Genomic DNA, 12,984 nt, shown 5'->3' on the forward strand with positions numbered 1-12,984 from the left:
AACTATTGTTCAATATAAAATATACTTCACAGTAATTGTATTATCTTCACATTCTATTAGATATATTTCATGCAAGAGACTATTTTTTGAACAGAGGAGTTTTTAGTTCATGTGATTTAATTTTCTAATCTTCCAAAACTAGTTGATATTTTTCTTATATTTGGTGGTGACATAAAGTGTTTTTCCTATTAATTTATAATACTTTTTTTCTTAAATGAATTTTGTAGGTCACTATTCTTTTATTATTATAATTCTTTTTTCATTTCAAAAGAATAGGATATCTTTCATGTTTTTATTGACCTATCTTTCATTTTTTTTGATAATTTAATTCATATTTAATTAACAAAATTTAAATAGGTATAATTTTATATGTGTATCTTTTAATACATATTAATTAACTTTAAAAAATCTTATGAAAAAACATGAGTCTATTAAATGTAATACTGATATTAATATACATTCTATAAGTAATTGAAAAGTTCATACTTACATTCAAATAGTCAAAAATTAGTATTTTGAATGATACCCGTTCTCTATATTAATTAATAAATAATTGTAAAAAAAAGGGGTGAATGAATGAAATACGCTATTGAAACGCGAGACTTAGTAAAAGTTTATGACAATGGTTTTAAAGCAGTAGATAATTTAAATCTCTTTGTAGAAAATAAAACGATAGGTGGAATTTTAGGTCCAAACGGTGCCGGAAAAACAACATCAATAAAAATGTTAACATGCCTAATACCTAAAACAAGTGGCGAAGCAAAAGTTGCAGGATTTGATGTAACAGAACAGCCAGATGAAGTTCGAAACAGAATAGGAATGGTTCCACAACTGGTGAGTTTATACAAGGATTTAACAGTACGGGAAAATGTCGAATTATGTGCTGACTTTTATAATGTCGATCAAAAAATTAAAGATAAAAAAATTGATGATTTGTTAGAATTAGTAGATATAAAATATGCTCAAAATAAGCTAGTAAAACAATTATCTGGAGGAATGCAACAAAAAACATCAGTTGTAGCAAGTTTAGTACATAATCCAGATATCCTATTTTTGGATGAACCAACAGTAGGTTTAGATCCTACAACTAAAAGAGTACTATGGGATTTAATGGTTGATTTAAATGAACAAGGGAGGACAATCATTCTATGCTCACATGATATGTATGAAGTTGATAAAATATGTGACAGCATAAATATCATAAATAACGGGAAAGTAGTGGCAAATGACACACCACAAGGATTAAAGGATCAACTATTAGAAAATATGCAGGAAAATAATCAACGTATCAAACAAACAATTCATCAATTAGAACAAGAAGGACTTGAAGAAAACAGGGAAGAAATAAATGGACTAAAATCATCATTAACAGATGAAAGTGAAAAAGTCACAGTTATGGTATCAAACATAAATGAAGAAATGATAAATGCACTTGAAAATTTAAGCATAGTAAATGAAGTAAAACATACAGGCAGCGGTCGACTAAACATCAGTTTAAAAAGATCAGAAACATCAATAAATGAAGTCATAACAACTATACTTAGTAAAGATGGAAATATAGCATCTATAAAGACTAATGATCCCACATTAGAAGATGTTTTTGTAGCAATAACAGCAAAAACAAGGAAGGCGATTAAAGATGGAAACTAAAAAAGTATGGTGGATGATAAAAAAAGATTTATTAACATTATGGCGACATAAAGTACAATTCATATCATTAGTATTATTTCCTATCCTCATGATAGCATTATGTGGATGGGGTATGGGAGGAACAGTAGAAAACACTCCTGTTGTTATAGTTAAACAAAGTTCTGGTGAACTAACTGATCTTGTAATAAATTCAATAAAATCAGATAAAACTTTTGAAGTAAAAGACATAATATCTGATCCAGAAGAAGCCAAAAAGAAAGTTGACAAGGGAGAAGTAAGATCTGCTATAATATTATCATCCGATTTTGAAGAGGAGGGTTCACGTAATGCTATACTTTACGTTGATTCGTCAGATCAGATGACCACACAAATGGTAATACCAACAGTTCAAAAAATATTTGCATCAGTATCAGAACAAATAGAAATAACAAAATTGACATCAACTCAGTCTAATACTGATCCATTAACATCAGCTACACAAACAATTAAATTACAAATAAATAAAATATATGGGGAAATAGAATATATTGATTACTTACTGCCAGGAGTATTGGCAATGACTATGTTCATGTCCTCAATGTTAGGTTTAGGAAATTCCATAGCTGGTGAAAGAGAAAGAGGTGAACTTGCCAGGTTATTCATGACACCTACCAGTATATCTTCAGTAATAAGTGGAAAAATTATATCACAGGTAGTTAAAGAAATGTTACGTGCAATAATATTAATCATTTCGGCTATAGTTATATTTAATGTAGTGATAAATGGAAACATGCTTTTATTGTTGTTAGTGATGTTACTTTCGGTACTATGTTTTGTAGGATTTGGAATGATGATTTCAGCAACATCCAAAACACAGGAAGATTATATTCAAATAGTTATGCCAATAGCTATGCCTATGATGTTTATATGTGGAGTTTTCTTCCCTAAAGAGACAATGCCATGGTTATTACAGAAAGTTTCATACATATTACCTTTAACATATTCTAATGATGCATTTCGTGCAGTAATGTTACAAGGAGCAGGTATTGAAGCAGTAGCTATAGACCTATTGGTATTATTAGCATTTACAGTAGTATTCTTTGTAGTTGGAGTAGTAAGATTTAATAGGGATATATAGGAGGAAAAATATGAAAATAAACACTAAAAAACTGAGTATATTCTTCATAATACTTTTTGTATTAATGGGTAGTTTGTCTTCAATATATGCTGAAGATTGGCCAATGTTTCAAAACAATTTAAGACATACTGGATATATTAACCAAGATACTTCCTATTCAACACAAACTTGGACAGTAAATTTAAATGGAGCAATAACTACAAACCCTGTATTGTATGAAGATAAAATTTTTCTAGCAACAGAAAAAGGAACATTATATGCATTAGATGCACAGGATGGAAGTGAAAAATGGACATTTGAGTTAGAAGATCCAATACATTCAAGTCCTGTAGTTTCTGGAGATACTCTATATATTGGTGCAGATGATGGATATTTATATTCTATAAATATTGATGATGGAAAAGAGAATTGGAAATTTAAATCCGGAGATAATATATACTCTTCACCTGCATTAGATTCAAATAATGTGTATTTTGGATCAGATGATGGGAATATGTATGCAATAACAAAAGATGAAGGTAATCTAGTATGGCAATACAAAACGGATGATGACATTAAATCTTCACCTGCAATTCATAATAACACAGTATATTTCGGCTCTAATGATGATAAAATATATGCATTGGATACTGAAAATGGTTCTGTTAAATGGGATTATGATACAGGGGATAATGTTCAATCTTCACCGGCAATTGCAGATGGAACAGTATATGTTGGATCTGATGATAATCAAGTCTATGCAGTTGATGAAGAAACAGGAAAAGAAAAATGGAGTTATAATGCAGGATCATCGGTCAAATCATCTCCTTCAATCGATTTAAGACAGAATACATTATATGTTGGAACAGAAAAAGGTAATATGTTAGCATTGGATACAAGAGATGGTCTTCGAAAATGGGAAGTAAAAACGGGTAGTTCAATAAATACAACTCCATCTATATTTGGAACTAATCTGGCTATTGGAAATTCTGCGGGAAATATGATGATGTTAAATAAATTTACTGGAGAAAAAGTATGGACATATAATCCTGGATATGTTGATAATATTGCTGGAAGTATATCTACTTCATCAGTAACTAGTGGAGGATCATTATTCTTTGCATCTGATGATGGTAATGTATACTCTTTAAATACTGATCAAAAAGTAGGTCCAACAAGTAATTATACATATTATATTATCATAATATGTGTTGTAATAATTGCAGGTATAGTTGGATTTAAAAAACTAGTTTTAGATAAAAGAAGAAAAAACTAACTTTTTCTTTTATTTTTTTCATTAAATTTTATTTTAAAAAATATTTAAAAAATATATAAAAAAGATGGGGGTTATTTTTTTTAAATTAAAATAATTTCTAAACTTATTTACTTAATCTGATTTCTATTGCTGATACGTTGGAGGAGGTTCCTTCGTTTCCAACAATTTCTTCGGTACTGATGTCTATACTTTTTACATCAACATCAGAAATAAATCTGTTTCTTACAATTTCAGCAACATCTACTGCTCTGCTGATAGCACGTCCTCTTGCTTTTAATATTACTTCTGTAACTCCGCTGTTCATTTGTGTAACTACAGCTAAAACGTAGTTCATTACTGGTTTGTTTCCAATGTATACTATATTTTCTTCTGCCATTTTTGTTCCTCCATAAGATATGCTATATCATATAGCTACTAGTATTTATGTAAGTTAATGTATTTAATAATATCTATTATTATTTAATAAATAACTCAATTTCTAAAAAAAAGGGTGGATTAAATAATATTTTAATCCCTTAACATTAAAAGTTTGTTTGTTGAACTTAAAATCGCATCTATACTTGCTTTAACAATGTCTTCATCAGTTGCTCTTCCAGTAGCCTTATTGCCTTCTTCATCAACAGTAATAACAAATACTTCTCCTAATGCATTTGTTCCACCAGTTATAGCTTCAATATGGTACTCTTCTAATTCTATGTGAACAATTTCATTAACTAATGTTTGTATTGCATTTAAAGCAGCATCTACTGGACCAACACCAGTTTCAGCTTTATATTTAATTTTACCATCAAGATCTAATTTTACGGTAGCTGTAGGTAAAGTGCTGTCTCCAGTCATCACATTAATACCTAGTAATTTAATTCTCTCTGTAGTAGGTTTACCTTGTATTGCTTCAGCAATTGATCTTAAATCTATGTCTGTAATAGTTTTTCCGGAATCTCCTAATGATTTTACTTTGCTGAATAACTGATCAAACTGTTTGTCATCTAAATTAATATTATATTCATCAAGTTTTGATTTAATTGCATTAGCACCAGTTAGTTTACCTAAAACTATTCTTCTTTTATGACCTACTTCTTCTGGATAAAATGCTTCATAAGTATTACTGTTTTCTAGAACTCCTTGAACATGAATACCTGCTTCATGAGCAAATGCATTTTCTCCAACTATTGCCTTATTTGGTGGCATTTTAACACCAGAAATTCTTGAAACAGTTTCAGATGTGTTGAATAAGAGTTCAGTGTTTATATTTGTATTGATATTGTAAGCTTTTTTAAGAGTCATAACAATTTCTTCAAGTGAAGCATTACCTGCACGTTCTCCAAGACCGTTTATAGTACATTGAGCTTGTTTTGCACCAGCTTCTATAGCAGCTAGTGAATTTGCTACTGCTAAACCAAAGTCATTATGACAATGTACACTTATAGGTACATGAATAACTTCTTTAATATTTGAAATTAATTCATTCATTTTTGTAGGAATAGTAACTCCCACAGTATCTGGAACATTGATTTTATCAACTTTTGCTTCTTGAACTGCTCCAAATACTTCTAATAAATAATCAAGTTCTGTACGAGTCGCATCTTCACAGGAAAACTCGGCTGTTAGTCCATGATCTTTAATATAATCTACTGCACTCACAGCTTTGTTAAGTATTTCTTCCTTACTCATTTTAAGTTTGTATTCTCTGTGGAGTGGTGATGTTCCAATAAATGTATGGATATATTCTGCATCAGAATCTATTGCTTTATCAATATCTACTGTTAATGCACGAGCTAATCCACTAATTTGTGCATCAAATCCAATTTTTGCTGCTTCTTTAAATGTTTTTTGTTCACCTGGAGAAGCTGCTGGGAAACCCAATTCGATAACATCTACTCCGAGTTTGTCTAATTTTTCTGCTACTATAATTTTCTCATCAGTTGTTATCGTAACACCAGGTGTTTGTTCACCATCTCTAAGAGTGGTGTCATATATCATAACATCTGATGGTGGGTTGAATGTCATTTATTTTTCACTCCATTAATTTATTATAATACTATTATTTTCATCATTTTATTTAACATTATCTACGAATTATTTTAAAATTAAATATTAGTTGAATAATACTTCTTTTATCTTTGTTAGGATATGGAAAGAACTAATGTTGCAAAATTACGAATTCCTGGAGCTAAACCTAATATAAATACGGATAATTTAATCATATGATTTGAAGATACTTCCTTCACATACTCATCAGTTACATATAATATAACTAAAATCATTATAATCTTCAATGGGTACATTATTAAAGCAGTTCCAAAAGAATTTATCATAAAAGTTGGTAAAACATGTTGTTCATAATAACCAAAGAAGTCCATGGCAACGAAGGTTGATGTAGCATCAAATACGTGAGCCGATAAAACTTCCAAATTCCCTTTTTCACCCAATATTTTAATTTTATTTTTAAATATAAAGAATAATGTACTAATAAAAGCCCATAAACACATCTCAAAAACTATAATTTCAACATTCACACCATAATTCAACATTATAATAATGTTGGGAATACAAACAAATAGTCCTGTAATAAAAATTATTTTATAATATTTCACTTTCAAATATTTTTCAAAAATAATGCTAACAAGTAATAATGCTATTGTTAATAAACCTATAAATATATAAATCCCAGGAGTAGCAAGTAAGTGTATTCGGGGATACACATTATTATCCACTAATGCTCTGCTAGTTGAACCAAATATTATGATAGGGATAAGAGGATACATTAACTCAAGAGGATCTTTACCAATTTTATCAAATATTTTTATTATACATAAAATAATTACTCCTAACACTATTCCAAAGATAATGGTGTTAAATACAGTATAACCTGGATGCAAATAGAAAAAATTTTCCTCTAAAAAATCAAGTATCATATACTTATTTATTAACATTAATTTTATTAAAAAATTATGAACATAAAGATTTTAAGTAACTTTATTATTTATTATTTTTAAATATAATTAGTAAAGAAAAATGATTTAGTGGATAATATGAGTGAAACAAATAGCATTTTAATAAAAGATACCACAATTATTGCAGATGAAATATTTAAATCATCAATTCTTGTAGTTGATGATACAATACAAGAAATTAGTTCTTCCTTAAATGATAATGATGCAGATAAAGTATTGGATGCATCAGATAAAATTACAATGCCTGGCCTTATAAATACACATTCCCACGTGGCTATGACCTTATTAAGAGGACATGGAGATGATCAAAGTTTACAAACATGGTTAAATGATTATATATGGCCTAAAGAAGCAAATTTAAATGAAGAATTAGTTTACATGGCATCAAAATTAGCAATGGCAGAAATGATTAAAACAGGTACAACAACATTCAACGACATGTACTTCTTCATGGAAGAAACAGCAAAAGCAGTAGATGAATCCGGAATGAGAGCTGTACTTGGTTATGGTATGATCGATCTATTTGATGATGAAAAAAGAAAAGCAGAACTAAAAGCATCAGAAAAACTAATAAAATCTTGCCATAATACATGTGAAAACAGAGTACAAGTGGCAGTATCACCACATGCACCATACACATGTTCTGAAGAATTACTAAGAGAATCTAAAGAACTGTCACAAAAACATAATCTTAAATTACACATTCACGTATCTGAAACAAAAAATGAAGTGGATGACCTGGTTAAAGATAAAGGAGTAACACCTTTCAAATACCTGGATAACATAGGTTTACTTGATTCAAACACAATAGCTGCTCATGGAGTATGGACAACGGATGAAGAAATGAATATCCTGAAAGAAAAAAATGTTTCAATTGCTCATAATCCTTCAAGTAATACCAAATTAGCATCTGGTATAGCCCCAGTACATAAATATATACAAAACGGAGTAAATGTATCCATAGGAACTGATGGGGTAGCATCAAACAATAACTTAGACATGTTCAGTGAAATGAAATTAACTGCACTACTACAAAAAGTAAATCTATTAGATCCAAGAGTATTACCAACAAAAGAAACATTTAACATGGCAACCAAAAATGGTGCTAAAGCATTAGGAATAAATGCTGGAAGTATTGAAGAAGGCAAATTAGCAGATATTATCCTTGTTGATACATTAACTCCACACATGACTCCTATAAGAAATGCATTAAGCAATATAATATACTCATCATTAGGTACAGATGTTGACACAGTCATATGTAATGGAAAAATATTATTAGAAAACAAGCAATTAAAAACAATAAATGAACAAGAAATAATCAGAGAAGTTAGTGAAAGAGCCTTTGATTTATAATTAAATTATAAAACATTTTATTTTGTTTCCTTTTTAATAAATAATATTTCATGAATCTTAAGACTCATGAAATTAAATTACTTCAGATGTATGCAATTAATTTTTGGAACGCATCCTTTGGAACAAATAATATGTTTCCTTTACCATATTGGTCTAAAACAGTTGCTAATAACTCTGCTTTTTTACCCTTTTTTTCTGTTGCATCAATAATACCATCAACTAAACCTTCTATTGCATCGCCCCTAGTTGCTCCACGTTCATCTTGATCATTACGTAGGAAACTTAAAGAATCTGATGTTACTTCTTGTCCATTTGAATATACTGGACCTACAGTATTAATCATTGCATCAATTGCATCTGGATTTACAACCACAGTTATATCAGTAGTTAAATTTGTATTATACTTAATAATTTGTTTTGCTCGTTTAACTCCTTCATTTAAATCCGAAGTCCATAACGAATCATGTAAATACCATTGATTGGTTCCTTCACTACGTAAATCTGCAGGTGGTGTTAATGAAGGATCATACATACCTCCAGGGTATATGGGAGTTGTTTTACTTAATTTTCCCTTATTTAATTCTAACATAAATGCCATATCAACGGCGCCAACACCTTGCCTTTGTTCAGTAGGGTCAGTACATAATACTAAAATATTATGTTTTCCGCGAAAACTTCCTTTTCCTCCGATATTTGAAAAAATAATTATTCCAACTGTAAGGATGAATATGATTATAATAATTACTATAACAAGTTGTATCTTTTTTTCCAAAAACAATTTACTTCCTTCTTTGCATATAAAGTTTGTCTTTACTAATTGGGTATATATTTTAAGATATTTAATGATACTTTTTTTAGTTAGGAAATATAATATAATAATTAGTAATAAAGGGGATTTAAATGAGAATACCAGAAAATATTAGAAACACTAAAGAATTTCATAAAGTAAGATTAATTAAACATAAACTAGTCGATTCAAAGAATATTTACACAGATAAAGTAAAATATAATGTTAAAGAATTTTTTAGAAAAAAAAGGCATCTAAGTGAAGAACAAAAAAAAGAAATAACATTATTAATTAATAAGGATAACTCAGAAAATACAATCCCTCTTTTTGATAATATTCCTTTAGTATCTATAATAATAGTTAACCATAATGGCGCTTCTCATTTAACAAGATTATTGAAAGTAATCGATGAAACAATACATTTAAAATATGAATTAATTATAGTTGACAATGCTTCTAATGATAATTCTCTAGACATTATAGATCAATATAAACAGTTACCCATTACTTTAATAAAAAACAGAAAGAATGAATCATTTTCATATGCAAATAATCAGGGAGTAAAAATAGCAAAAGGAGACTACTTGTTATTTTTAAATAATGATACTGAACCATTAGATGGATGGCTTAATTATTTAATGAAAACAATGTTATCTAATGAAAATGTAGGTGCAGTAGGTTCAAAATTAATATATCCTGATTGTGATTCATCAAAAATCAATAAAGAGAAATCATATACAATACAACATGCGGGAATCATATTCAAAGAAGGGGATGGTTACATTAAACCATTCAATAGAAATAACTCATCAGAATATGAGGATACTAGAAACAATACAGAAGATGAAGAAATAATAGCAGTAACTGCAGCCTGTTTACTCATAAAAAAATCAGTATATCTTGAAGTTGACGGATTTGACAATCAATACCTTTATGGATATGAAGATGTAGACTTATGTTTAAAATTACATAAAGCAGGATATAAAAACATTTACAATCCAAAATCAGTATTGTACCATTATGAATTTGGTACACAAGAAAAAAACAATAAAACAGAAGTACGTAATAGAAGATTAAGTAATCAGAAAATATTCATAAAACGATGGAATAAATGGTTACGTAAAGAATTAATGAAAAACCTTTTTAACAATGAAGGTATTTTCACGGATAAACCTCTAACAGTTTCATTTGTAGTAACTCAATCAGATGAAAACACAACTGCTGGAGATTATTTCACAGCATTAACATTAGCAAAGCAATTAGAAAAGTTTGGATGGAAAATAAAGTATCAATCAAGATTCAAATCAGATAAACAACGGGACTGGTATTATGTGGATGAGGATGTGGATGTTTTAATATCCATGTTGGATGCATATGATTTATCAAAAGTTCAATGTAAGAATGGATTGCTTGTTAAAATTGCTTGGTTACGTAATTGGTTTGAACGTTGGGTTGAAAATCCATCTTTTTCTAAATATGATATAGTGCTAGCTAGCAGTCAAATAGCTTGTGATTATATTAAAAAAACAACTAGAAAAAATGCGATACTCTTCCCATTAGCATCTGATACGGAAATGTTTAATGAAAATATTCAAAGCAATGAAATTTATGAATGTGATTATTGTTTCACGGGCAGTTACTGGGATGCAAAAAGAGAAATCATAAATTACTTAAATCCGGACTCAATAGATTATAAATTTAATTTATATGGAGCAAATTGGGATAAAATTCCAAAATTCTCACAATATCATAAAGGGTTTGTTAAATATGGGGACATGCCTGAAGTATATTCATCAACAAAACTTGTTATTGATGATGCAAATCATGTAACAAAAGAATGGGGTTCTGTAAATAGCCGTGTATTTGACAGTTTAGCAGCAGGAAAACTGATAATTACAAATGGTTCAAAGGGTAATGAAGAAATATTTGATGGTAAGTTGCCTGAATATCACTCAGAAAAGGAGTTAACTGATTTAATTAATTATTATTTGTCTAACCCTGATAAAAAAGAAGAAAAAATAAAAGAATTAAGAAAAATTGTTCTAGATAATCATACTTATTATCATAGGGCTGTTACATTAAGGGAAATTATTAAAAATTATTATCAAAGACCTAAAATAGCAATAAAAACTCCAGTACCTTCATGGAAAGAAATATATAAATGGGGAGATTATTATGTTGCAGAAGGGCTTGCTGAAGAATTTGAAAAATTAGGTTATTTGGTAAAAATTCAAATGTTATCTGAATGGAATGATTCTTCTGATTCTGATGTTGATACTGTAATAGTTTTAAGAGGTCTTTCACGTTATACTCCTAAAATTCAACATTATAATATTATGTGGAATATTTCTCATTCAGATTTAGTGTCATTAAACGAGTATGAACAGTATGATTATGTATTTGTTGCATCAAAACATTGGACTGAACAATTAAAACCAAGAGTTAATGTGCCTGTGGAATGTATGTGGCAATGTACAAACATTAATAAGTTCTATCCGGAATATAATGAAAAGTATAAATCTGAATTATTATTTGTTGGAAATTCAAGGAAGGTGTATCGTAAAATATTGAAGGATTTACTTCCTACAAAACATGATTTATCAGTATATGGTGCAGATTGGGATGGAATTATTGATCAAAAATATATTAAAGGTGAACACATTTCTAATAAGGAATTGCATCAGGCTTATTCCTCTTGTACTATCTTGCTTAATGATCATTGGGAAGATATGCGTGAAAAAGGATTTATATCTAACCGAATTTTTGATGGTATAGCCTGTGGGGCAAGAATACTTTCAGATCCTGTGGAAGGGTTAGATGAGTTATTCCATGGTATTGTTTATGTATATCATAATAAACAAGAATTAAACGATTTAATAGAGGAAATCACTGCTAATCCAAAAGAGATAGTGTTTGATATTCATGAACATACATATGAAAGCAGAGTTAACCAGTTTATAAAGGTAATTGAATAATTATAAAATAGTAATATATAAAAATATTGTAAAATAAAGATTTTATTAATAGATGTTTATTATAATATGTTATATATTATTTTAAATCAAAGAGGATTAAATTATGAATCAAATTCAAATAGAAGAATTAAATACTTTCAGTAAATACAAATCCTTATTAAGTGAATTGGTTAGGAGAGATATCCGAAACAAATACCGTAATTCAGTATTGGGTGTATTGTGGAGTTTATTAGATCCATTATTATCCATGATTGTATTAACAATAGTATTCTCCGCTCTTTTCCATAGAGTACATGATTATCCAGTTTATTATCTTTCAGGACAATTGGTGTATACTTTATTTAGGGGTGGTTCTACACAAGCTATGAGTAGTTTAATCGGTTCGGCAAATATTTGGAAATCAATATATGTTCCAAAATATTTATATGCTCTTTCAGCAGTTTTATCAAACTTTGTAACATTTGTATTTTCATTAGTGGTCTTATTTGCAATAATGTTAGTTTTACGTGTTGAATTTACAGTTTATATAATATTTGCAAGTTTACCGGTATTTATTATATTGGTCATGGCATTTGGTGTAGGTTTGATACTTGGAACATTAAACGTATTTTTCAGAGATGTGGAACATTTATATTCCGTATTTTGTTTAATGTTAATGTATGCAATGCCAATATTTTATCCTGCAGAGATATTGCCACCACAATTTAAATTTATACAAACATACAATCCATTATACTATTTACTAACTTGTGTAAGGGATTGTTTCTATTATGGTAAGTTATATAGTTTGCCTGAAATAATAATTCCAACAATAGCAGCTTTCATATTATTGGGTATAGGTATATTCATGTTAAGAAGATATCAAGACAGATTCATATTATACGTATAAG

Annotated in this window: 10 protein-coding genes; 6 read left to right on the forward strand and 4 right to left on the reverse strand. The window is 29.0% G+C overall.

The annotated features are described in order from the left end of the window. Positions 1-576 precede the first annotated feature (576 nt). From PXD04_RS12855 to PXD04_RS12865, 3 genes are read left to right on the forward strand one after another with little or no spacing between them, the layout of a single operon-like run. A complete protein-coding gene (locus PXD04_RS12855; RefSeq protein WP_323737272.1) occupies positions 577-1,650 on the forward strand; it encodes an ATP-binding cassette domain-containing protein in 1,074 nt (357 codons plus the stop codon). Beyond that, entirely contained in the window at positions 1,640-2,767 is a 1,128-nt protein-coding gene (locus PXD04_RS12860; protein WP_323737273.1) for an ABC transporter permease, read from the forward strand. Before PXD04_RS12855 ends, PXD04_RS12860 begins: the two co-directional genes overlap by 11 nt. A gap of 10 nt (positions 2,768-2,777) precedes the next feature. Continuing rightward, a complete protein-coding gene (locus tag PXD04_RS12865; protein ID WP_323737274.1) occupies positions 2,778-4,022 on the forward strand; it encodes a PQQ-binding-like beta-propeller repeat protein in 1,245 nt (414 codons plus the stop codon). A gap of 103 nt (positions 4,023-4,125) precedes the next feature. On the opposite strand, the gene albA is transcribed toward PXD04_RS12865, so the two are convergent. The 3 genes from albA to PXD04_RS12880 all read right to left on the reverse strand — a co-directional run bounded on the left by albA (position 4,126) and on the right by PXD04_RS12880 (position 6,937). Beyond that, on the reverse strand, positions 4,126-4,398 hold the full coding sequence (gene albA, locus PXD04_RS12870; protein ID WP_011405814.1) for a DNA-binding protein Alba: 273 nt from the start codon (positions 4,396-4,398) through the stop codon (positions 4,126-4,128). A 131-nt stretch (positions 4,399-4,529) separates the two neighbouring features. Continuing rightward, entirely contained in the window at positions 4,530-6,029 is a 1,500-nt protein-coding gene (locus PXD04_RS12875) for a 2-isopropylmalate synthase (RefSeq protein ID WP_323737275.1), read from the reverse strand. Positions 6,030-6,145: 116 nt separating this feature from the next. Continuing rightward, positions 6,146-6,937, reverse strand: a complete 792-nt coding sequence (locus PXD04_RS12880; RefSeq protein WP_323737276.1) for a DUF63 family protein — start codon at positions 6,935-6,937, stop codon at positions 6,146-6,148. A gap of 117 nt (positions 6,938-7,054) precedes the next feature. On the opposite strand from PXD04_RS12880, the gene PXD04_RS12885 reads away from it, so the two are divergent. Beyond that, positions 7,055-8,332: an amidohydrolase family protein gene (locus PXD04_RS12885; protein ID WP_323737277.1), complete on the forward strand. Its 1,278-nt coding sequence runs from the start codon at positions 7,055-7,057 to the stop codon at positions 8,330-8,332. 82 nt (positions 8,333-8,414) lie between these two features. On the opposite strand, the gene PXD04_RS12890 is transcribed toward PXD04_RS12885, so the two are convergent. Continuing rightward, complete coding sequence (locus PXD04_RS12890; protein WP_323737278.1) at positions 8,415-9,104, reverse strand: DUF4012 domain-containing protein; 690 nt, start codon at positions 9,102-9,104, stop codon at positions 8,415-8,417. Between the two features lie 128 nt (positions 9,105-9,232). Here PXD04_RS12890 and PXD04_RS12895 point away from each other — a divergent pair, with 128 nt between their 5' ends. Together PXD04_RS12895 and PXD04_RS12900 are read left to right on the forward strand one after the other, a co-directional pair. Then, the gene (locus PXD04_RS12895) at positions 9,233-12,094 is read left to right on the forward strand and encodes a glycosyltransferase (protein ID WP_323737279.1); all 2,862 of its coding nucleotides are present in this window, start codon (positions 9,233-9,235) and stop codon (positions 12,092-12,094) included. A 103-nt stretch (positions 12,095-12,197) separates the two neighbouring features. Beyond that, positions 12,198-12,983, forward strand: coding sequence for an ABC transporter permease (locus PXD04_RS12900; protein ID WP_323737280.1), 786 nt, complete (start codon positions 12,198-12,200; stop codon positions 12,981-12,983). Position 12,984: the final 1 nt, after the last annotated feature.

The sequence above is a fragment of the Methanosphaera sp. ISO3-F5 genome (assembly GCF_034480035.2).
Lineage (GTDB): Archaea > Methanobacteriota > Methanobacteria > Methanobacteriales > Methanobacteriaceae > Methanosphaera.

Bases quoted from the DNA above. Each gene is read 5' to 3' on its own strand.
- PXD04_RS12895 (WP_323737279.1), top strand. From the start codon at position 9,233: ATGAGAATACCAGAAAATATTAGAAACACTAAAGAATTTCATAAAGTA.
- PXD04_RS12900 (WP_323737280.1), top strand. From the start codon at position 12,198: ATGAATCAAATTCAAATAGAAGAATTAAATACTTTCAGTAAATACAAA.
- PXD04_RS12880 (WP_323737276.1), bottom strand. From the start codon at position 6,937: ATGATACTTGATTTTTTAGAGGAAAATTTTTTCTATTTGCATCCAGGT.
- albA (WP_011405814.1), bottom strand. From the start codon at position 4,398: ATGGCAGAAGAAAATATAGTATACATTGGAAACAAACCAGTAATGAAC.
- PXD04_RS12860 (WP_323737273.1), top strand. From the start codon at position 1,640: ATGGAAACTAAAAAAGTATGGTGGATGATAAAAAAAGATTTATTAACA.
- PXD04_RS12855 (WP_323737272.1), top strand. From the start codon at position 577: ATGAAATACGCTATTGAAACGCGAGACTTAGTAAAAGTTTATGACAAT.
- PXD04_RS12885 (WP_323737277.1), top strand. From the start codon at position 7,055: ATGAGTGAAACAAATAGCATTTTAATAAAAGATACCACAATTATTGCA.
- PXD04_RS12865 (WP_323737274.1), top strand. From the start codon at position 2,778: ATGAAAATAAACACTAAAAAACTGAGTATATTCTTCATAATACTTTTT.
- PXD04_RS12875 (WP_323737275.1), bottom strand. From the start codon at position 6,029: ATGACATTCAACCCACCATCAGATGTTATGATATATGACACCACTCTT.